The 19,307-nt window shown below is 39.1% G+C and carries 23 protein-coding genes; 15 read left to right on the forward strand and 8 right to left on the reverse strand.

Translation table 11 applies throughout. From position 1 onward, the window contains the following. Window positions 1-2: 2 nt before the first annotated feature. Complete coding sequence (gene fldB, locus ACVCDT_RS15700; protein ID WP_447133738.1) at window positions 3-548, reverse strand: flavodoxin FldB; 546 nt, start codon at window positions 546-548, stop codon at window positions 3-5. A gap of 194 nt (window positions 549-742) precedes the next feature. On the opposite strand from fldB, the gene ACVCDT_RS15705 reads away from it, so the two are divergent. Then, window positions 743-1,864 carry a YjiK family protein gene (locus ACVCDT_RS15705; RefSeq protein WP_447133739.1) on the forward strand — a complete coding sequence of 374 codons (1,122 nt, stop codon included), beginning with the start codon at window positions 743-745 and terminating at the stop codon, window positions 1,862-1,864. A 21-nt stretch (window positions 1,865-1,885) separates the two neighbouring features. Here the strand turns inward: ACVCDT_RS15705 and msrA are convergent, their stop codons facing one another. Then, window positions 1,886-2,425, reverse strand: coding sequence for a peptide-methionine (S)-S-oxide reductase MsrA (gene msrA, locus ACVCDT_RS15710; RefSeq protein WP_447133740.1), 540 nt, complete (start codon window positions 2,423-2,425; stop codon window positions 1,886-1,888). A gap of 195 nt (window positions 2,426-2,620) precedes the next feature. On the opposite strand from msrA, the gene ACVCDT_RS15715 reads away from it, so the two are divergent. The 3 genes from ACVCDT_RS15715 to ACVCDT_RS15725 all read left to right on the forward strand — a co-directional run bounded on the left by ACVCDT_RS15715 (window position 2,621) and on the right by ACVCDT_RS15725 (window position 5,322). Beyond that, window positions 2,621-3,034 carry a thiol-disulfide oxidoreductase DCC family protein gene (locus ACVCDT_RS15715; RefSeq protein WP_447133741.1) on the forward strand — a complete coding sequence of 138 codons (414 nt, stop codon included), beginning with the start codon at window positions 2,621-2,623 and terminating at the stop codon, window positions 3,032-3,034. After that, on the forward strand, window positions 3,027-3,764 hold the full coding sequence (locus tag ACVCDT_RS15720; protein ID WP_447133742.1) for an SDR family NAD(P)-dependent oxidoreductase: 738 nt from the start codon (window positions 3,027-3,029) through the stop codon (window positions 3,762-3,764). Before ACVCDT_RS15715 ends, ACVCDT_RS15720 begins: the two co-directional genes overlap by 8 nt. 136 nt (window positions 3,765-3,900) lie before the next feature. After that, entirely contained in the window at window positions 3,901-5,322 is a 1,422-nt protein-coding gene (locus ACVCDT_RS15725; RefSeq protein WP_447133743.1) for a sodium-dependent transporter, read from the forward strand. Window positions 5,323-5,351: 29 nt separating this feature from the next. Here the strand turns inward: ACVCDT_RS15725 and ACVCDT_RS15730 are convergent, their stop codons facing one another. Both ACVCDT_RS15730 and ACVCDT_RS15735 read right to left on the reverse strand, forming a co-directional pair. Next, complete coding sequence (locus ACVCDT_RS15730; RefSeq protein WP_447133744.1) at window positions 5,352-6,179, reverse strand: NAD-dependent epimerase/dehydratase family protein; 828 nt, start codon at window positions 6,177-6,179, stop codon at window positions 5,352-5,354. A gap of 33 nt (window positions 6,180-6,212) precedes the next feature. Beyond that, entirely contained in the window at window positions 6,213-6,992 is a 780-nt protein-coding gene (locus ACVCDT_RS15735; protein WP_447133745.1) for a YggN family protein, read from the reverse strand. 270 nt (window positions 6,993-7,262) lie between these two features. On the opposite strand from ACVCDT_RS15735, the gene ACVCDT_RS15740 reads away from it, so the two are divergent. Continuing rightward, complete coding sequence (locus tag ACVCDT_RS15740) at window positions 7,263-7,460, forward strand: hypothetical protein (protein ID WP_447133746.1); 198 nt, start codon at window positions 7,263-7,265, stop codon at window positions 7,458-7,460. 31 nt (window positions 7,461-7,491) lie between these two features. Here the strand turns inward: ACVCDT_RS15740 and ACVCDT_RS15745 are convergent, their stop codons facing one another. The 3 genes from ACVCDT_RS15745 to yihG (ACVCDT_RS15755) are packed head-to-tail and all read right to left on the reverse strand — an operon-like array spanning window position 7,492 to window position 10,543. After that, the gene (locus tag ACVCDT_RS15745) at window positions 7,492-8,736 is read right to left on the reverse strand and encodes a mechanosensitive ion channel family protein (RefSeq protein WP_447133747.1); all 1,245 of its coding nucleotides are present in this window, start codon (window positions 8,734-8,736) and stop codon (window positions 7,492-7,494) included. Continuing rightward, on the reverse strand, window positions 8,737-9,633 hold the full coding sequence (gene yihG / locus ACVCDT_RS15750; RefSeq protein WP_447133748.1) for a 1-acylglycerol-3-phosphate O-acyltransferase, YihG family: 897 nt from the start codon (window positions 9,631-9,633) through the stop codon (window positions 8,737-8,739). It abuts the gene before it with no gap. Then, entirely contained in the window at window positions 9,626-10,543 is a 918-nt protein-coding gene (yihG, locus tag ACVCDT_RS15755) for a 1-acylglycerol-3-phosphate O-acyltransferase, YihG family (RefSeq protein WP_447133749.1), read from the reverse strand. Before yihG (ACVCDT_RS15755) ends, yihG (ACVCDT_RS15750) begins: the two co-directional genes overlap by 8 nt. A 169-nt stretch (window positions 10,544-10,712) precedes the next feature. On the opposite strand from yihG (ACVCDT_RS15755), the gene recQ reads away from it, so the two are divergent. Further along, window positions 10,713-12,899 carry a DNA helicase RecQ gene (gene recQ / locus ACVCDT_RS15760; RefSeq protein WP_447133750.1) on the forward strand — a complete coding sequence of 729 codons (2,187 nt, stop codon included), beginning with the start codon at window positions 10,713-10,715 and terminating at the stop codon, window positions 12,897-12,899. Here the strand turns inward: recQ and ACVCDT_RS15765 are convergent. Beyond that, complete coding sequence (locus tag ACVCDT_RS15765; RefSeq protein ID WP_447133751.1) at window positions 12,896-13,321, reverse strand: hypothetical protein; 426 nt, start codon at window positions 13,319-13,321, stop codon at window positions 12,896-12,898. The two genes, recQ and ACVCDT_RS15765, sit on opposite strands and share 4 nt — an antisense overlap. A 230-nt stretch (window positions 13,322-13,551) precedes the next feature. On the opposite strand from ACVCDT_RS15765, the gene dusA reads away from it, so the two are divergent. The 9 genes from dusA (at window position 13,552) to ACVCDT_RS15810 (ending at window position 19,220) form a co-directional block, all read left to right on the forward strand. Beyond that, window positions 13,552-14,595: a tRNA dihydrouridine(20/20a) synthase DusA gene (gene dusA / locus ACVCDT_RS15770; protein ID WP_447133752.1), complete on the forward strand. Its 1,044-nt coding sequence runs from the start codon at window positions 13,552-13,554 to the stop codon at window positions 14,593-14,595. A 181-nt stretch (window positions 14,596-14,776) separates the two neighbouring features. Continuing rightward, on the forward strand, window positions 14,777-15,058 hold the full coding sequence (locus ACVCDT_RS15775; protein WP_447133753.1) for a hypothetical protein: 282 nt from the start codon (window positions 14,777-14,779) through the stop codon (window positions 15,056-15,058). 9 nt (window positions 15,059-15,067) lie between these two features. Beyond that, on the forward strand, window positions 15,068-15,220 hold the full coding sequence (locus tag ACVCDT_RS15780; protein WP_447133754.1) for a hypothetical protein: 153 nt from the start codon (window positions 15,068-15,070) through the stop codon (window positions 15,218-15,220). A gap of 391 nt (window positions 15,221-15,611) precedes the next feature. Beyond that, window positions 15,612-16,271 carry a phage shock protein PspA gene (gene pspA / locus ACVCDT_RS15785; RefSeq protein ID WP_447133755.1) on the forward strand — a complete coding sequence of 220 codons (660 nt, stop codon included), beginning with the start codon at window positions 15,612-15,614 and terminating at the stop codon, window positions 16,269-16,271. A 91-nt stretch (window positions 16,272-16,362) separates the two neighbouring features. Continuing rightward, complete coding sequence (locus tag ACVCDT_RS15790) at window positions 16,363-16,563, forward strand: PspC domain-containing protein (RefSeq protein ID WP_447133756.1); 201 nt, start codon at window positions 16,363-16,365, stop codon at window positions 16,561-16,563. Between the two features lie 9 nt (window positions 16,564-16,572). Then, window positions 16,573-16,905, forward strand: coding sequence for a hypothetical protein (locus tag ACVCDT_RS15795; RefSeq protein ID WP_447133757.1), 333 nt, complete (start codon window positions 16,573-16,575; stop codon window positions 16,903-16,905). Window positions 16,906-17,025: 120 nt separating this feature from the next. Continuing rightward, complete coding sequence (locus tag ACVCDT_RS15800; RefSeq protein ID WP_447133758.1) at window positions 17,026-17,457, forward strand: copper chaperone PCu(A)C; 432 nt, start codon at window positions 17,026-17,028, stop codon at window positions 17,455-17,457. A gap of 8 nt (window positions 17,458-17,465) precedes the next feature. Further along, the gene (locus ACVCDT_RS15805) at window positions 17,466-18,458 is read left to right on the forward strand and encodes a DUF2333 family protein (RefSeq protein ID WP_447133759.1); all 993 of its coding nucleotides are present in this window, start codon (window positions 17,466-17,468) and stop codon (window positions 18,456-18,458) included. A 3-nt stretch (window positions 18,459-18,461) separates the two neighbouring features. Next, window positions 18,462-19,220 (forward strand): TIGR04219 family outer membrane beta-barrel protein, encoded by a 759-nt coding sequence (locus tag ACVCDT_RS15810; protein ID WP_447133760.1) that lies wholly within the window; start codon window positions 18,462-18,464, stop codon window positions 19,218-19,220. Window positions 19,221-19,307: the final 87 nt, after the last annotated feature.

Raw genomic sequence — 19,307 nt, forward strand, 5'->3', positions numbered from 1 at the left:
GCTTAAATGACGTCCATTTCGGCTAAAATTTGTTGACACCACCCGGCTATTCTTTCGTCGGTAAGATCATATTGATTTTCGTCATCTAAACTTAAGCCTACAAAATAACTTTTATCTTCGGTTAACGCTTTAGAGGCGGCAAATTCATATCCTTGATTGGGCCAGTAACCAACAAAGTCGCAGCCTAAAATGGCAAGCTCGTCGTGTAACATACCCACCGCATCTTGGAACCAATCGGTATAACCAAGTTGATCACCTAAGCCAAAAATGGCCACAGTTTTATTTGCTAAGTTCAGTTGACTAATCTCATCCCAACTCGACTCCCAATCTTCTTGTAACTCGCCAAAGTCCCAAGTGGATATGCCAAATATTAGGTGAGTGAAGTCTTGTGAATGTTGAAGTGAGGTGTCTTTAATATTAAAAATATCGACACACTCAAAGCCTAACAGTTGATTTATTTGGGTTTGAATTTTTTCCGCGGCCATTTCGGTGTAACAAGTTGTTGAACCGTAAAACAGGCCTATTTTAGTAATGGTTGAATTATTCATGCTTAAAAGTGGAGTGTTGGCTATTAAATTCTGCCTATCAGCATACCTTGCTAGCACTAAGCAACAAAATACTGATTGGCATTTTATTTTCGTAATAATATCAAATGGTCGGCTTTTTACATTTAATGCATGAATTGAATAAGGTAAACTAGGCGGCTCGAATATCCGATTTTGAAGTATAAAAGAAGGTAGCTATGCAGGCGCTTTGGGGACTTTTCATAGGGATGTGTTTGGTATTGGTTGCTTGTCAACAGGCACCTGAACAACATGTTGTAAATGGAAAATTAAAAATAGATGGCTATTGGTTGACCGAAAAAAATGGTCAAACCATCAATAATCCTCAATCTTCAGGCTTAGTTAAATGGCGCGACGGCTTATTAACCGTAAGCGACCGCAGTGCAGACCCCCAACATAGACTGCGTTTACGCACTATTGCAAAAGAAAGCGCAACCTTAACGGGGCCAGATTTTTTAATGCAAGCCTCAGAACAATTAGCTGAAAATTGTTTTGTTTCTTATATGACAGATAATCCTGATCTAGAAGCACTAGCCGTTGATCCAGACAATGACAGGGTGTTTTATGTGGTCACTGAAGATGCAACTTATGCCGAGCCCTTGTCTGAGGGTTGCCAACAAAAGTATGCCAATTCTGGTTCAACAGTTTTTCCATCATTATTAGTCAGACTAGAATTGCAAAGCGATAATAGTTTGCTTATGACCCACATTCGCCCTATTCAGTTTAGCGCCAATATGCAAATAGGAGACTTTCCTAATGATGGACTCGAAGCTTTAGCTTTTGGTCAGCAGCGTACTTTGTATTTGGGAATCGAAAAAGACAGTCAAAAACAGGCAAGAATTTTTTCGTTGCACATGCATCAAGACTTTTGGTTATCAGATGACTTTATTCAAGTGACAGAAACTACAGCACAGTTGCCTAGGTTTGAGAGTGGCAACCATCCGATAAACGGTATGGACTATTATCAAGCTGCTGATGGTCGAGAATTCTTGTTAGTTGCGGCGCGTAATGATGAAAGCTTGTGGGTAGTGGATCTGTCTGGGGAAAAACCAGCAAAAATTTTACCTATTGAATTTTATGCTCAAATTAAACAGCCAGATGCTGATTGTGTGGGTTTTGAGCCAATGAAAAATGCCTCTATTGAAGGGGTAGCGGTAGATGGTCAAACTTTGTGGTTAATTAACGATCCATGGAAGGCCGTTTACACTAGTAATATAGGCTGTGAACAAAATGCTGGAAACTATGAAAAGTTTGCCTCATTGTTGTTTAGCACGCCTATGCAACCCAGCTGGTTTGAATGATGTATAGGCATGCTGCTTAGCTTAATTTTTAAGTTTACTCGCAAACTTTTGTTTAAATTTGGCTAGTTTAGGTGCCACCACCATATTGCAGTAACGGTTTTCAGGGTTCTGCGAAAAATAATCTTGGTGGTAATCTTCGGCTTGTGAATAATTATTAATTTCAAGCACCTCTGTCACCACAGGATCTGGCCATATTTTATCACGTTCAATTTCCTCGATAATACCTAAAGCTTGCTCTTTTTGTTCAGTATTATGGTAAAAAATGGCACTGCGATACTGCGTGCCAATGTCATCACCTTGGCGATTTAATTGAGTTGGATTATGCAAAGCAAAAAAGATCTCTAAAATATCTCTATAGCTAATCTGAGCCGGATCAAAGTTAATTTGTACCACTTCAGCATGCCCAGTTTGTCCCGAACAAACCTGCTCATAGGTAGGTTGACTGACTTGTCCACCCGCGTAACCAGCGTAAGCGGATATCACCCCTTTAACACTGCTAAAAGCTGATTCAAGACACCAAAAGCAGCCGCCAGCTAAAGTGGCTGTGTGAAGATTTTTCATGCAAATTTACTCTAAAAAAAATGAAAACAATTTTAGCTTGTTATCAATACTAGTACCTAAAGAACAAGTCGCTGAGTTTACAATGCTAATTGCCAGGCTGTTAATGGTAAAACACGCTAAGTTATAAAAAAAATCATCCAAATCGTTTTAGCTTGCGTATAAGTGCCTGTTCGTATCTTGTAAGGGGTAAAGTAAATGAATGAAGTTAGTGTGTTGACCATTTTTTATGATGGCTTTTGCCCTTTATGCCAAAAGGAAATGAACAAACTAGCGCAATTGGATAACGCCAATAAGATTAGCTTTGTTGATATTCAGCAACCAAACTTTGCTAAGAAATTTCCTGAGTTGGATTGGCAAGCCCTAAATGCACGTATTCATGGAAAGTTAGCTGATGGCACTATCATTAGTGGGTTAGACGTTATGTATTTAGCCTGGGTGTTGGTAGATAAAGCTTGGGTATACGCGCCGTTAAGGTGGCCATTAACTCGCCATCTGGCTGATTATTTATATAGAGTGTTTGCTAAGCATCGCTATTTTATTTCTTACTTACTCACAGGGCAAAAACGCTGTGCCAAATGTTGGATAAATTCAGAGTCTAAGGATGGCTAAAGGACTCGCGTTAATTATTGGTGCCTCTGGCGGTATTGGCCAAGAGTGTGTAAAACAAGCCAAAAGTTCAGCGGCTTATACTGATGTGCTAGCCGTATCTCGAACTCAACCTAAGTCTGCTATCCAAGGAGTAAGATACGCACAAATTGATTCTGAAGATGAACAGCAAATTGCGGATTATTGTTCAGAATTAGCAAAATTAAACACCCCTATTGCTTGTGTTATTTGCTGTATAGGTGCACTGCATTTTGAAGTAAATGGCCAAACCCTCATGCCAGAAAAACGCCTTGAAGACATTAACTATCAACAAATGCTTGGCTATTTTAATACCAACACCTTATTGCCTGCATTATGGATTAAATATTTGGTGCCCTTAATGAAAAGCGCTATTCCCGCACATTTTGTATGTTTGAGCGCTAGGGTTGGTAGCATTCAAGATAATCAACTTGGTGGGTGGTATGGCTACAGGGCGAGCAAAGCTGCATTGAACATGCTGATGAAATCTGCACAAATAGAATGCCAAAGACGAGCAAAAAATTTATGTTTTGTTAGTTATCATCCAGGAACAGTCGATACCCAACTATCTAAGCCTTTTCAACAGAATGTGGCCAAGGGTAAACTTTTTAGTCGCCAATTTAGTGTGGCTACGCTTATGCAAATGTTACCTAACCTAGAGGCAGAACAAGGTCCTCACTTTATCGATTGGCAAGGCAAGCCTATTAGTTGGTAACTGATGCAGTGAATTAGGTTAATAAAGTGTAAAGAGATTTTTGCTGTCAAATTAAGCTTTGCTGTAATTGCAGCAAAGACATTTTTATAATGTGCTGGTAACATCCAAAAATGATAAAAATAACAAAGGACTCATTATGAGCGCACCTCGCGAACAATTCGGCTCTCGAATTGGATTTATATTGGCCGCTGCCGGTTCGGCAGTTGGTATTGGAAATATGGTTGGTTTTCCCGTTGCTGCTACTAAAAATGGTGGTGGCGCGTTTTTGTTAATGTATGCCATTTTTGTGGCTTTTATATGTTTGCCAGTAATGTTGGCCGAAATGTCTGTGGGCAGACATAGTCGCAAAGATCCTCTTGGCGCTTATTCAACTATGACAGATGGTCACAAGGGCTGGAAGTTTGCAGGTTGGTTGTCAATTATTACGCCCTTTATGATTGCGGTGTTTTACTTAGTCATTACAGTTTGGATCTTTGGTTATTTGTTCCACTCTGTGACCGGCAATCTGTCAATGTTAGCCGATCCAGCTACCTTTGGGGTCTTTGTTAACGGTTATGATCTGTTTTATTACATGGTGGCAGTACTGGCTATCATTTACCTTATTCTGCAAGGCGGAGTAAAACAGGGTATTGAAAAAGCCGCTAAATTTATGATGCCAACTTTATTTATTATGTTGGTAGCTTTAGTGATTTTTGTATTGACCCTAGATAATGCATTTGAAGGGGTAAAATATTATGTTATTCCAGACTTCAGTAAAATTGATGCATCTGTGGTCAATGGGGCATTGAGCCAAGCGTTTTTCTCTTTATCACTTGGTATGGGTATCATGATTACTTATGGCTCTTATTTAGATAAACAAAGTGATGTGCCAGGCTCAGCTAAAATGGTGGCCTTACTAGATACAGCCGTAGCCTTTATTGCAGGTTTATTGATTTTACCTGCGGTATTTTCATTTAATCCTGATATCAACACCAACGATTTAAGTGATTCTTCTGTAGGTATGATATTTACTTTCTTACCTAAAATCTTTTTAGCCCTGCAAGCTTCTATTGGTTATATAGGTGCCAGTGCCGTAGCCAGTTTCTTTTTCTTATTGGTATTTTTTGCTGCTATTACTTCAATAGTGTCTATTTTTGAAGTGCCGGTTGCCGCCCTTATGGAAGAGAAAAAGTTCAGTCGCCGTAAAGCGTTAGGCTGGATGGGACTCTTGTTAGTGATAATCGCATTAATGGCTGCCACATCATTTGGCATGTTAGATTTCTTCACTAGCTTTGTGGGTTACGCAGGACAATCAAAATCATTCTTTGATGTGATAGTGGATGTATTTTACGACACTATCTTGCCGTTAAACGGTTTATTGATTTGTATTTTTGTAATCTATCGCTGGAAAAAAGCTAACTTTAATAAAGAGTTAGACCAAGGTTCAGCTGACTACGAAAATAGTTGGTTCGAAAAGTATGTAGACTTTTCGGTAGGCACATTTATTCCAGTTATCTTACTGTTAATATTTGTTAATACTGTGGCGTTAAAATACTTTGGTACCGCTTTAATCGGCTAGTTGCTAGCCTATTGTTAGGCAGTAAGGGCTTACTTACTGCCTAGCATATCCAAAGGGCTTGGGTAGGCTAATGACATATTTAGCTTAGCCAAGGACTCACTCGCATCTATTGTTTTACCCGTTTCATTTTTACTGTCTGAACTAAATTCTGGTAGGGCTAAACCCAGTCGTTTAGCTGCTAAGGTATAATAATCTTGGCGACTGGGATGGTGATTGGCGCTTAAATGTAAGGTATCAGACCACAAGCCTTGATGGATAATCTGCAAAACGGCTTGGATCACATCAGTTTGATGAACCAAGTTGACTACCTTATGTGCTTGCTTAAGTTGTTTCTTGCCAGCTAAATAGTTAACTGGGTGGCGATCTGTCCCAACTAATCCCGCTAGCCGCAAAATACAATGTTGGCTAAAAGTTTGTTTAACTAAATTTTCAATGGCTAGATTGGCTTTAGCCGATTCGGTTTGGGGCTGAGGTACGCACGCTTCGGTGACTATGCCATTAGGCTCCCCATACACAGAACTGCTACTAATAAAGAGCACTTTATTAATCTTCTGTGTAACCGCATAAGATAACAATTGGTTAATTTGCCGTATAAAGTTAAGGTTGCTAGGTTGGCGCCGGCCAAATGGAATATTTAAAATAAGGGTGTCGCTATTAAATAGAGGGGCTAATTTAGCTTGATTGGGCTGCTGGGCTATATCATAAACTAAGGTATGAATACCTTGTTTATTGAGCTGCTCGGCTTTTGCTTGGGTTGTGCAGCTGGCCACTATTGTATGGCCAGCTGATTGCAATTTACGCGCTAGGGGCAAACCTAACCATCCACACCCTATGACTGATATAGCTGATTTTGGCATGCCTTTTTACCTTATTTAAATACTGGCATTTTATCACATGCTATTGTGCTTAGCCTGTATTTGGATCACATCTAAATTTTGTAATTGGTTAATCTGTTGCATTTGGGTTTCGGCATAATCTACATGTTTTAATGTGGCACATAAGGCATCAGCTTTGTGTTCTAGAGCTTCAGCTTGATATTCGACTTTTTGTTCGATTTGGTTGCCAAATCGCTCCATTTTTTGTTCGAACTCTTGCATATCCCCACCGCTAAAAATTAATTGCGAGCCAAGGGCAACCATTAAATGACCGATAGAATCAGTCACTAAAGCTTCAATCGATTCTTCAAACTGCGACTCCCATTGCTGTCCAAAAAACTCACCGTTTTCAAAGGCGTCAGATGACAATCTGATCTCACCGTTATCAGCATAAAAATTGTATTGAATTTGTTGATCTAATTGCGTCATTCTTTCGGTTATATCAGCTAGCGCATCATTATCTGAACCTAATAATTCACTAAAAACTTCATTTAAGGCAATACTAGCTAAACTAATGGCATCTTTGGCAATACCGGCAGCTTGAGGAGCAGCTTGATAAATACCGTCGTAATATTGGTTTACCCATTGTTGTTGCTCTGAGCTAAGAGTCACTGCTGAGCCGTTGATCCTAAGGGTTTTAAACTCGTCTACACTCATTTTAGTGTCTGAGTCTACTTTGACACTTAGCACTTTATCTTGCAGTTGAAGATTGCCTACAAATTCTACATTACATTGATGAGCTAAAGCGGGCATGGTGCTTAACGCTAAGGTAGTGGCTAAAATAGTTTTGCGCATTATTATTCTCCTACTAGGGGCTATCACAATTTAATTAACAGTCGATTTAAAATTGCAAATCCCAAGCCAGAATATAATGTCCTTAAATAACAAAGGTTTAGATGGGGTTTGTGTTAGATTGGCGGTGTTATATGGCTGAGCTTTGGTGAATTTGGCTAACTTATGTTGATTTAGACCACAGACTTTTTTTCGCTGTTTTAGCCTATTGGCTTTTAGCTATTTGTGTTTTTGGTGCATAATATACACAGTTTAATTTGTTGGAAATTATTTATGAGTAATTGGTACGAACCCATTTTATTTGGTCTTGCGTTAGTGAGTTTTGTTTTGGGCATAAGCAGCATTATTATGAGTTTCTTACCTCAACCTGCAGGTAGAAACGTCATGCAAGCTAAAATTGAGTATGGTTTTTTTGGGATCTCAGGTTTAGCTTTGTTTGTTTTGTTTGTATATGGCTTAAGCGTTGCCTAGGCTAAAACACTAGCTAGCCCAGGCATAGTATTTAGGTGGCGGGTCTATCGCTCATTCTTTGATAGGCCCTTAATCTAAAGGCAGGTAAAATTGCCAAAAAGTGATCAAAAATATCACTTTGCACCCTTTCATAATTCACCCAGTTTTTATCTGCACAAAAACAATAAATCTCTAATGGTACACCTAGTTCGGTTGAAGGCAGCTGTCTGACCATTAGGGTCATCTCTTGGTTAATTAACGGATGGTTTTTTAAGTATGCTTGCATATAGGCACGTAAGGTTCCTATATTGGTGAGTCTGCGGCTATTGACTAAATCTGTCTCATCAATTTGTTGTTCGCTATGAAAACGCTGCAATTCTTCTAATTTGCTATTTATATAATCTTTTATGTAGCGAATTTTAGCAAAGTCATTGAGCATGTCTTTGTCGCAAAATTGAATGCTCTGAATGTCGATATTGAGTGAGCGTTTAATTCGACGACCACCACTTTCTGACATGCCCCGCCAATTTTTTACTGAGTCAGAAATAAGGGTATATGTAGGGATAGTAGAAACAGTTTTGTCCCAGTTTTGCACTTTAACTGTGGTTAAGCCAACTTGCAGGACTTCACCATCAGCTCCGTATTTAGGCATTTCTATCCAGTCACCAGTGTTTACCATACGGTTTGCGGCAATTTGAATACCGGCCACAAAGCCTAAAATGGTATCTCTGAATAACAATAATAAAATAGCAGTGACGGCACCTAAGCCCGACAACAATAATAAAGGTGATTTGTCCATTAGGTTTGAAATAATCAACAAACCGGCAATGATGACAATAAACAACTTACCCACTTGTATAAAACCAGTAATAGGGGCTTTTTTGGCTAAATTAGAGGCGTTGTAGCTATCTTCAACTGTGTTTAATAAAGCGCTCATGGCGGTAACTGAGGCAATTAAGATATAAACCACCGCGGCTTTTTGGAGAAAAACCAATAGCGAAGGATGTTCGATAAAGGTTTGGCTAAGTACATATATCACTATGGCTGGTACTATATGCCCTAAACGGTTAAAAAAGCCATGTCTGTATAGTTCGTCGTCAAAGCCGTTATTGCTTTTACTTAATATTTTTCTAAGGCGGCTATTAAATATGCGGTTGATAAAGATACTGCTTAACCAAGCGATAAAAATAATGCCTGTAAGTGCAGTGAGTTGAAATGTCCAACTCTCTACTGATAGATGAATGTCATAGCGGGCTAAAAGTGTAATGAGTTTTTCAGAAAAGTCTGATTTTTGCACTTAGGTATTCCCTTTTAATTCGGTAATTAGGTTATCTTTATCTTGCCACACAGAATTTAGCCATGCTTGAAAGTTCAGTTTAAAGCTTTGATCATTAAAGTAGTCTCCTATAATTCGTTCATCAACTGGATGTACTTTTACTCTGATCACCACTTTATCTAAACGCCCAGCTAGCATAGCTAACATGGGGCTGCCCTGGGTATTTGGATATAGCACAGTCACATCTAATACACTGGTAAATAACTCACCCATAGCTGCAAGGGTAAATGCTATGCCACCTGCTTTAGGTGGTAGTAAGTTCGTAAAGCGACTTTGTCTTAGTTGGTGCTTTTCTGGGGTATATCTATTGCCTTCAACAAAATTAATTACTGTGGTGGGTAACTGGCGAAATTTTTCACATGACTTTTTGGTTGTGGCTATATCTTTACCTTGTAAATGCGGGTGTTTTTCTAAAAACGCACGACTGTACCTTTGCATAAATGGCATGTCTAAGGCCCAGGCCCCTAATCCTACAAAAGGTAACCATATTAATTCTTTTTTTAAGAAAAACTTTGGGGCTGGGATCTTGCCTGCGGCAAAGTCGGTAAGCAGTATTATGTCTAACCAACTTAAATGATTAGAGACTATTAAATACCATTCCTTTTTACTGAGTTGGCCTTCTACTTGGTAGTCTAATTTCACCCGATTAAAACGCTTAATTAAGGCGACGCTGCAGGTACCAAATCCACAAAGTAAAAAATTTAACAAAACATTGATAGGTTTATGAATAAGAGCAAAAGGCAAAACAAATTTAATTAAGCCAAATAAAATAATAAGGCCAGCCCAAAAAACCAAGTTTAGGGCTTGTAAGATAAAGTGGATTGGAAAGATTATTAGGTAACAAAAAGCCTTAATCATGCGAGTGCCCTTGCTGATTAAATTGACTCAGCTTAAGATCTTTTTGTTGCCATAGCGCTGTTAGCCAGCGTTGAAATTGCACCCGCTGTGCAGAGTTCTCAAAATAATCTGCACCATAATGTTCGCTATTTAGTAATGATTGAATACACAATACCTCAACATCTACTTCTACCTTGTCCACTTTGCCACAAACAAAGTCCCAAAAGCTAGGTGTACCTTCTGGGTAATGAATAGTAACGTTGAGTAACTTGTGCAGTTGTTCACCCATAGCCCCTAAAACAAAGGCCATACCACCTGCTTTAGGTTTAAGTAAATGCTGAAAAGGACTCTTTTGGCTAAGCCTTTTTTGTTCTGTTAGGCGTGTGCCTTCAACAAAGTTCATAATACTCACGGGTTTTAAATGAAACTTTTCACAAGCTTTGCGAGTATTTTCTAGATCTTTGCCTTTTAAATGTGGTTTTTTAGCGATTAATTTTTTGCTGTACCTGTGCATAAAAGGAAAATCTAGGGCCCACCATGCTAAACCTAAAAAAGGTACCCAAATGAGTTCTTTTTTTAAGAAAAACTTTAAAAACGGGATTTTGCGATTGAAAACCCTTTGTAGCACTAAAATATCTACCCAGGATTGATGATTAGCTATCACTAAATACCAGTCCTTAGTGCTAAGTTTGGCTAATCCATGAGTTTTAAATTGGGTACGGCTAAATAAATTTTGATTCAGACTATTTAGCGTTATCCACATAGTGGCACAGCCGTCTAACAAATAAGACATAAAGGTTTGCCATAATTTGATGGGCAACAATTTTAAAAATGAACACAATAAAATTGGCAACAACCAAAAAATCGTATTCGAGAAATAAAATAAAACAGAAAGTGCACCTAAAATCGGGGCAAAAACTCGCAAAAACATAGCAACAAACAACTTAACTTCTTAAAACTGGCGCAAGTTTAAACTAAAACCCTAAGCAAGATGTAGTGGAAATTCTATCTATGCTAAAGTTTTCAGTCTTAGGTTATGGGTAAAGGTTTTTAAAATCTGTTTTTACCTAAGACTGATATTAATTTAAGGGTAAAAACAGATGATTGAGCAAGCACAACAAATATTACATCAGGTTTTTGGCTTTGATCAATTTCGCCATTCCCAAGCTTCTGTGATTAGCAATGTATTAACGCAAAATAATACCCTAGCCATTATGCCCACAGGTGGTGGTAAATCTTTGTGTTATCAAATTCCGGCTTTGGTGTTTGATGGTTTAACCATAGTGATTTCTCCGCTTATTTCTCTCATGCAAGATCAAGTCAGACAATTAAATGAACTGGCAGTCCCAGCCTGTATGTTAAATAGCGCATTAAGCGAACATGAGTATCAAAACAACTTACAACAGTTACAAAACCAACAAATAAAATTGCTGTTTTTAGCCCCAGAAACTGCCTTGCAGCTTAGTGTGTTAAATTTGTTAGAAAACTGCCAAGTTGCTAGCATTGCCATAGACGAAGCCCATTGTATTTCAGAATGGGGGCACGATTTTCGCCCTGAGTACCGGCAATTAGCACAACTTATCAACCGCTTTCCACAGGCCATTACAATAGCGCTTACCGCCACTGCTACGCCTCGAGTGAGAGAAGATATTAAGCGCCAACTAAATATTGCAGATAGCAGTGAGTTTATTTCTAGTTTTGATCGCCAAAACTTATTTTTAAGTGTGCAGCCTAAAGACAACCCTTATCAACAATGCAAATCATTTATCCAACAGTACCCTAAGCAGTCGGGCATTATTTATTGTCAATCACGGGCAAGTGTTGACGACTTAACCCACAAATTGCAGCAAGATGGTTTCTCAGCTTTGCCCTATCATGCGGGGTTAAATAGCGATAAACGTGGCGATTACCAAGAACGTTTTATTTGCGACGATGTAGACATAATAGTGGCCACCATTGCTTTTGGCATGGGGATCAACAAGCCAGATGTGCGTTTTGTATTGCATTACGATTTACCTAAAAATATCGAAGGCTATTATCAGCAAATTGGGCGAGCCGGGCGAGATGGCTTAGCAGCAGATTGTTTATTGTTATTTGGTTATGGAGATACCGGCAAAGTACGCTTTTTTATTGAGCAAATGCAAAACGAGCAGGAAAAACGCTTAGCGAATTTACACTTGGGGCAAATGTTGTCTTTTGCTGAAACAGAAGACTGTAGGCGCATTCCTTTATTATCTTATTTTGGTGAGCAACTTGAACAAGAAAATTGCCAAAACTGTGACAACTGCACCAGCGAAAGCAAAGAAAAGTCTGACCTAACCGTAGCCGCCCAAAAGTTTTTGTCTTGTGTGCATCGTACTGGCCAACGTTTTGGTGCCAGTTACATAGTGGATGTGTTGCGCGGCTCGAATGCCGAAAAAGTCTTAAAAAATCAGCATAATTTGTTGTCTACCTACAATATAGGCACCGAGCATAGCAAAAAACAATGGATGGCCTTAGCAAGACAATTAATTCAAAAAGGCCTGTTAATTCAAGATGAACAGTTTGGTGGGTTAAAACTCACCCAAAAAGCTGGCCAAGTGTTAAAAGGTAAAGTGCCATTTTTTGCTTTGTTGCAACAAGACACCACTAAGGTTAGCGGCAATAAAACCCAATTAGACAGTCCAGGGGATCAACGCTTAATCGCCTTGTTAAAAACCGAACGAAAAGTTTTAGCCGACCAAGCTAATTTGCCGCCCTATGCAATTTTTTCTGATCGTACCCTAAACGAAATGGCCTATTATTTTCCACATTCAAAAGAAAGCTTGTTAAAAATCAATGGGGTAGGTCAAGCTAAGTTAGATAAATATGCAGATGTGTTTATTCCAATCATCACTGAATTTTGTTTACAGCATGAGTTACAAGAAAAACCTAATTCGCAAAAAGCCAGTCAGCAATCAAGCCCAAGTACGCCCAAAGTTAGCGCTAAAAGCCATGAAGTTGTACAAGCCTTTGAACAAGGCAAATCTATTCAAGAATTGACTCAGATGTTTAAAGTGAAACCCAATACTATATTGAATCATCTATATAGATATGCCGAACAAGGGCAAAAATTTTCTAATCCTGAGCAACTATTAAAACAAACTGCACTAGATGCCAATACCATTACTCAAGTGCTGCAGGCATTTGAAGCTTGTGGAGCCGAGCGTTTAAAGCCAGTGTTTGAGCAACTTGGTGAACGTATTGATTACCAAGATTTACATTGGCTAAGAGTGTATTTTGTGCAGCAACCCAAGCAACTCAACTAATGACTTTGCGGAAATTTATAGGGATGAGCGGGTAATTTAATATGTGGCGCCACTGCCTGAATTTGGGCATAGAGTTTTTTTCTATCGTATGCATAGTTCTTGGTTAACTGATATTGCTTACCATCTAGAGTTAACACCTTAATTTCAGTAAAGCCTGTGTGCACCTGAAAGTAATGCTTAATCTCAACAATCTGCTGTAAGGCAAGCTGCCATTGATATTCGCCAAACAATGGATCTTGCATAGTTAAATGAGTGTCAGTTAGTTCAAGATAAAAACCTTTATTGTTGCACCACAAATAACAGGCCATTAACAGCAGTAAAATCAAGACAATTGGCGCCACTAGATCTAACCAATACAATAGTTGCAATGCGGCATCTGCATATTTTTGTTCTGTGATAAACCAGTGTGCGGCTTGCCACATAAATAACACTAGCAATATATTGCCAATTAAAATCAAGGCCGAATGTCTTTGAGACTTGTGGTAATAAAAATGTCGCATCTAGGTAGATTAATAGTTAAAAACGGTATTTCAAGGACGAATATTGGTTAATAACACTTATATTCTTTAGTTAGATCCTCATTGTGTGTTCACCCTGCTCATAAAATCGGCTAGAATGCGCGCCCTTTTTAATTAGCTTGGTAAGACACAATATGAGCAGCACTATCAATCGCACTATTTCAGTCGCACCAATGCTGGATTGGACAGACAAGCATTGTCGGTATTTTTTAAGGCAAATATCACACCACGCTCTTTTATACACAGAGATGGTTACTACTGGGGCAATTATTTTTGGTAAAGGTGATTACTTAGCCTTTAATCAAGAGGAGCACCCTGTTGCCCTGCAGTTAGGTGGTTCTGAGCCTACCGACATGGCTCGCTGTGCTGTTGAAGCGCAACAATATGGCTATGACGAGGTTAACATTAATGTAGGTTGCCCCTCAGATAGAGTACAAAACGGTCGATTTGGCGCTTGTTTGATGGCAGAGCCTCAAACTGTGGCCAGTTGCATTAAAGCTATGCAAGCAGAAGTGGATATTCCTGTTACAGTGAAATCGCGTATTGGCATAGACGATATGGATGAATATCAAGATCTCACCCATTTTATCGAAACTGTGGCTGAGTCTGGTTGTGATACTTTTATTGTGCATGCGCGCAAAGCTTGGTTACAAGGCCTGAGTCCTAAACAAAACCGCGATATTCCTCCGCTTATGTACGACAGGGTATATCAGTTAAAGCAACAATTTCCGCACTTACATATCAGCATAAATGGTGGGGTTAAATCTTTAGCCGAAGCACAAACTCACCTTTCTCACTTAGATGGAGTAATGATTGGCCGTGAGGTTTATAGCAATCCTTATATTTTAGCTGAGGTTGATAAATTGTTTTACCAAGACCCTCGACCGGCTAAAAGCCGAGTGGAAGTAGTCGAAGCCATGTTGCCATATGTGGAACAACAGCTCGCGCAAGGGGCACGAGTGTGGCACATTGCAAGGCATATGCTGGGTTTGTTTCAAGGGCAAGCTGGTGGGCGTATTTGGCGTCGTTATTTAAGTCAGCATGGCACGCAAAAAGGCGCGGGCATAGAACTCTTGACCGATGCATTAGACACTTTATTAAACGCCCAGCACAAAGCTAAACAATATCAATCAGAAAGTGTTGGTGAAAATAACCACTCAGATAGTGTAATTGACTAAATTTTGAATTTATCAAATGGTCTAAGCTGGGAGATGCAACTCGGATTTATATTAAAATTCAATAAAAAACAAAGGGTTATAATTTTTTTAAAGGTTGGCACAACTATCGCAAAGGATATTGCGACTTAAACAATAACTGCTTAAACCCAGTTATCAACACATTAAACGTAAAGGAAATATCATGTTTACCCAATCTAAAATTGCAGCTCTTATATTGACTACTGGCTTAGCTTTTTCTACAACAGTTAAAGCTGAAGAAGTAAGCTTAGAAAGATATGTAACTAGTATGGTTAACCAAGCGATGGATGCAGCTCAGCAAGAGTTTAATAACAACTTGCGTTCTGCAGTGCTTACAGTGGCTAACAATGTTAGTTTCAACGAAGATAAGGCTTATGTAGCCAAAGTAACCATAACAGATGTAAAAGAAACCAAGGATAAAAAACCAGAAACTGCCGCTGAGTAAGGGATTGATATGATCAATCAACTCTGGTTATTTGTTATGTTGTTCGCGCCAGTTGGGGCCTACGCTGCTGGCGCATTAATGGTAAGTGCAATTCAAGCCATACCTAATATTGCTAAGCTTACTAAAGTCTTACCCCAGCCCAACTATAAAAACGGTCACTAATAGCAGTTTGACCGTTTTTTTTATTGGTTATCTTTGATTTCACCTCTCTCTACAACCGACTTAATTCCTTTTTATCAACAGCTTAGGCATTAGCTTGGGTATTTTCCTGAGTCTTAAGGCTAGCGCCTCTCTTTAGTGCTCAATAGCAATGGATGCTTTCACTTTAACGTCTTTTTATTAAGTTGCGATTTTAACCAATCAGTTAGTCTATTTGACTAATTCTTTGAGATTGTTTCTGTGTTTTCTGGGCCCTAATTATTTTCATTTTTAAATATTTCTTTTAAATCAATGGCTTATGTGTTTTTGATGACTTGGCACACGACTTGTAATAGTTAGTGCAGTGCTGGGGTCACCCAGTTAATAACTCATTAATCTATTGGAGGAAATTAAAATGGGTATGTTTTCAAGAATGTCAGACATAGTGCAAGCCAATATCAATGCCATCTTAGATAAAGCAGAAGATCCAGCTAAAGTGGTGAAACTGTTAATCCAAGAAATGGAAGAAACCCTAGTAGAGTTGCGCTCTGTGGCAGCCACTAATTTAGCCGAGAAAAAACAGCTTGAGCGTCAAAAAAACAAGCTTGAGCAACAAGTACAAGCCTGGCAGGCAAAAGCGGCTTTAGCTGTGGAAAAAGACCGCGAAGATTTAGCCAGATCAGCGTTAGTAGAAAAACACCACAGTCAACAGCAACTTACTGCTTTGTCGAGCGAATTTACCTTAGTTGAAGAGTCGTTAAATAAATTGCAAGAAGACATGGGCAAATTACAAGACAAGTTAATCGAAGCCCGTGCTAAACAAAAAGCAATTTTGCTACGCGAGCGTTCAGTGTCAGCTAGGTTAAAGGTTAAAACTAAAGCTCACTCAGTCAAAATTGACGACGCAATTATTCGATTTGAACAGTACGAACGTCGCATTGACGACTTAGAGTCACAAGTTGACGCCTATGACTTAGTTGATCAAAGCCAAGGGTTACAAGCGCAATTTGATCAACTTGAATCAGAAAGTGAAATTGAAAAAGAGCTTGAGGCCTTACGTAAAAAGGTGGCCTAAGTGTTAAGTCATAGAATGAACCTTTCCAGGTTGGCAAGCCCAGTTTGCCGCTTGGAAAAGGCCCTGAGTTAATTAAATAAAGGAAAATAAAATGAGACGTTATTTTGATGTAAATAGGTTATACAAAGATTCCCTTAACCGAAAAATATCTGGTGTATGTGCGGGACTAGCTAAACATTGGGCTGTGCCAAGATGGTTGGTAAGAGCTGCAGCTGTAGTGTGTTTAATTATGTTACCTATGGTCACCGCCATTGCCTATATTACTGCCACTTTACTGATCCCTAGCCGATAGGTATTTGCTATGTTTAAAAATATTATTTTAGCGGTAATTATTGTGGCGGCACTTACCTACGGATTAGGGCATATAGCGACGGATTGGTTTGGCATGCACTTAGTGCTGACTGATTATGATTTAGATGCCAGTAGTTCATTATTAGCTGTTGTAGTGGCGGTAGCTGTGATGGTGATTGTTGGCTTTATTATCGCCTTTAGCATAGTTGCTGCCGTGGGCTTTGCAGTCATTGCCGCATTGATTGGCATAGTAGTTGTGGGGTTAAGTGTATTTTGGCCATTTATATTAGTGCTGTGTTGTATCTTATGGTTGGTTCGAGATAAAAAAACACCAGCTTACTGATATATCACTGAGTGTGAAATCATATAACCAATAATACACATTTTGCTCAGAATGATTGGTAAGATAGTTTAATATACTGAATAATCAGCTGCGAAAATAACTCACTCAGGATAGAAAACTATGCGATTAATCGCGATATTCAGCTTGCTGCTTATTAGTTCACTAACTTATGCTCAAATTAAAGTGACTGACGCCACTATTCGATTATTGCCACCTGGTGTGCCTAATAGTTCAGCGTATTTTTCCATTGAAAATAGTTCATCAGAAGAAGTAGTACTGGTGTCGGCCAAGGCAAATTTTGTCGACAAAGCAGAGATTCATGCGCATATTCATGAAAACAATATGATGCGCATGCAAAAGCAAGAACAAGTGGTGATACCAGCAGGAAAAAGTTTAACCTTTGAGCCTGGTGGATTACATATCATGTTATTTGGCTTACATCAGCCATTAAAAGAGGGGCAGTTTCTAGGGTTAAGCTTGCAAACTCAAAGCGGTGACCTTATTGAATTTAAGGCAAAAGTAGCGCGGCTCAGTGGCCATTCTCATCATTAGGAGCAAACATGAAACAGTACCTAACAACAAAATGGCTAGTAAGTGGTGTCGGGATCATTATTGTCTTATTTTGGCTGTTATCAGTGTATTGGAGTTTCGAACCAGATTTATTTGAGCCAGAACTCGTGGCCCAACAACAAGCCAGTCAAAATGGTGAAATGCTTGTACCAGGATACGTCACTACTACTAGTTTAATTAAGGTCAGTGAAACCTTGTTAAATAAGTCGGGGGGTTATTTATCAAATGACGTATTACCGCCAAGCGTAATGATGGACAACATGCCAAGTTGGGAATTTGGGGTGTTAGAAATGGTGCGTGATTTAGCTTTGGCTATGCGTAAAGATTTCAGCCGTTCACAAAGCCAGTCAATAGAAAATCCGTTTTTAACCAAAGCCCAACCGCAATTTAATATTGATAGTTTGAGTTGGATATTGCCTTCAGCCGAATCAAAGTATCAAGAGGGTATTGATAAACTTTATGCCTATCGTGCGAGTTTGGCAGATAGCCAACAGCAACAAGGGCAGTTTTTTGCCAGAGCTGACAACTTACGCGATTGGTTAAAACAGTTAGAAAAACGTTTAGGCAGTTTGTCACAGCGTTTAAGTGCCAGCGTAGGCCAAGACCGCTTAGATACCAATTTAGCTGGCGACGCAAATGCCACTCAATCAACCCCTACCGCAAATCAGCTGACCGATAAAACTAGTTGGTGGCAGCTAGACAATAATTTTTATGAGGCTAGAGGCGCAAGTTGGGCACTGATACATTTCTTAAAAGCAGTAGAAGTGGATTTTGCTGACGTATTAGAAAAAAAGAATGCCAAAGTTAGTCTGCAGCAAATTATTCGAGAATTAGAAGCGACTCAGGAGTCGTTGTGGAGTCCAATGGTGTTAAATGGTAGTGGCTTTGGAATGTTAGCTAATCATTCGTTAGTTATGGCTAATTATATTTCTCGGGCAAATGCAGCGTTAATTGAATTAAGTGAATTATTAAATCAGGGTTAAATTATGAAAAAAACTGCAATATCTATTGGGCTGCTAATGTTGGGAGCAAGCTCTGTGGCTCAAGCCGATACTTTGTTAGGTTTGTTTGCCGGTGCTCAAGCTTGGAATATGCAAACCACTGGAGGCTTTTCAAATGATGGAACTCATGCAGAATTTGATTTTGAAGATCAAACCAATAACAGTTTGTATGTGGCATTTGAGCACCCCATTCCGTTAATTCCTAATGTTAAAGTACAGCGCACTTTGATGGATACTTACGGCGAAACCCGATTAAATTCGCAGTACCAATTTGGTGGTGAAATTTATGCCAATAATTCAGAGGTGTTAACCGATGTTTCTTTAACTGCTACTGACTTTATTTTGTATTACGAATTTTTTGATAACGATTTAATCAGCTTCGACTTTGGGATTAATACTAAATACATTGACGGTGAGTTAGTGGTCTCTGAAAAAGACGACCCATCTAATACTTCAACAGAGTCATTTTCTGGGCCTGTACCTATGGCTTATTCGCGTTTAGCCATTGGCATTCCTTTCAGTGGCTTTGGTGCCTTTGTTGAGGGCAGCTACTTAAATATAGATGACCACACTTTGTCTGATTTTCAAGCAGCCATTACTTATAGTTTGATGGACAATATTGCGGTAGATATGACTTTTCAGCTTGGTTATCGAGCGGTTGAGTTGTCGCTAGATGACTTAGATGACATCTATTCAAATCTAGAATTTAAAGGCGTATACGCTGGGCTAGAGGTACACTTTTAATTTCAATTGTTTTTGTTATAAAAAATTAGTTTTTATTCTTTCCTGTTATGCACATAGACCGCTAACCTATAAGGGTATTTATAAAGG

It is taken from the genome of Paraglaciecola aestuariivivens (genome assembly GCF_052983255.1).

What these genes read in the sequence shown, in the direction of transcription:
- fldB (WP_447133738.1), bottom strand. Translation starts at nt 548, where the DNA reads ATGAATAATTCAACCATTACTAAAATAGGCCTGTTTTACGGTTCAACA.
- ACVCDT_RS15705 (WP_447133739.1), top strand. Translation starts at nt 743, where the DNA reads ATGCAGGCGCTTTGGGGACTTTTCATAGGGATGTGTTTGGTATTGGTT.
- msrA (WP_447133740.1), bottom strand. Translation starts at nt 2,425, where the DNA reads ATGAAAAATCTTCACACAGCCACTTTAGCTGGCGGCTGCTTTTGGTGT.
- ACVCDT_RS15715 (WP_447133741.1), top strand. Translation starts at nt 2,621, where the DNA reads ATGAATGAAGTTAGTGTGTTGACCATTTTTTATGATGGCTTTTGCCCT.
- ACVCDT_RS15720 (WP_447133742.1), top strand. Translation starts at nt 3,027, where the DNA reads ATGGCTAAAGGACTCGCGTTAATTATTGGTGCCTCTGGCGGTATTGGC.
- ACVCDT_RS15725 (WP_447133743.1), top strand. Translation starts at nt 3,901, where the DNA reads ATGAGCGCACCTCGCGAACAATTCGGCTCTCGAATTGGATTTATATTG.
- ACVCDT_RS15730 (WP_447133744.1), bottom strand. Translation starts at nt 6,179, where the DNA reads ATGCCAAAATCAGCTATATCAGTCATAGGGTGTGGATGGTTAGGTTTG.
- ACVCDT_RS15735 (WP_447133745.1), bottom strand. Translation starts at nt 6,992, where the DNA reads ATGCGCAAAACTATTTTAGCCACTACCTTAGCGTTAAGCACCATGCCC.
- ACVCDT_RS15740 (WP_447133746.1), top strand. Translation starts at nt 7,263, where the DNA reads ATGAGTAATTGGTACGAACCCATTTTATTTGGTCTTGCGTTAGTGAGT.
- yihG (WP_447133748.1), bottom strand. Translation starts at nt 9,633, where the DNA reads ATGATTAAGGCTTTTTGTTACCTAATAATCTTTCCAATCCACTTTATC.
- yihG (WP_447133749.1), bottom strand. Translation starts at nt 10,543, where the DNA reads ATGTTTTTGCGAGTTTTTGCCCCGATTTTAGGTGCACTTTCTGTTTTA.
- recQ (WP_447133750.1), top strand. Translation starts at nt 10,713, where the DNA reads ATGATTGAGCAAGCACAACAAATATTACATCAGGTTTTTGGCTTTGAT.
- ACVCDT_RS15765 (WP_447133751.1), bottom strand. Translation starts at nt 13,321, where the DNA reads ATGTGGCAAGCCGCACACTGGTTTATCACAGAACAAAAATATGCAGAT.
- dusA (WP_447133752.1), top strand. Translation starts at nt 13,552, where the DNA reads ATGAGCAGCACTATCAATCGCACTATTTCAGTCGCACCAATGCTGGAT.
- ACVCDT_RS15775 (WP_447133753.1), top strand. Translation starts at nt 14,777, where the DNA reads ATGTTTACCCAATCTAAAATTGCAGCTCTTATATTGACTACTGGCTTA.
- ACVCDT_RS15780 (WP_447133754.1), top strand. Translation starts at nt 15,068, where the DNA reads ATGATCAATCAACTCTGGTTATTTGTTATGTTGTTCGCGCCAGTTGGG.
- pspA (WP_447133755.1), top strand. Translation starts at nt 15,612, where the DNA reads ATGGGTATGTTTTCAAGAATGTCAGACATAGTGCAAGCCAATATCAAT.
- ACVCDT_RS15790 (WP_447133756.1), top strand. Translation starts at nt 16,363, where the DNA reads ATGAGACGTTATTTTGATGTAAATAGGTTATACAAAGATTCCCTTAAC.
- ACVCDT_RS15795 (WP_447133757.1), top strand. Translation starts at nt 16,573, where the DNA reads ATGTTTAAAAATATTATTTTAGCGGTAATTATTGTGGCGGCACTTACC.
- ACVCDT_RS15800 (WP_447133758.1), top strand. Translation starts at nt 17,026, where the DNA reads ATGCGATTAATCGCGATATTCAGCTTGCTGCTTATTAGTTCACTAACT.
- ACVCDT_RS15805 (WP_447133759.1), top strand. Translation starts at nt 17,466, where the DNA reads ATGAAACAGTACCTAACAACAAAATGGCTAGTAAGTGGTGTCGGGATC.
- ACVCDT_RS15810 (WP_447133760.1), top strand. Translation starts at nt 18,462, where the DNA reads ATGAAAAAAACTGCAATATCTATTGGGCTGCTAATGTTGGGAGCAAGC.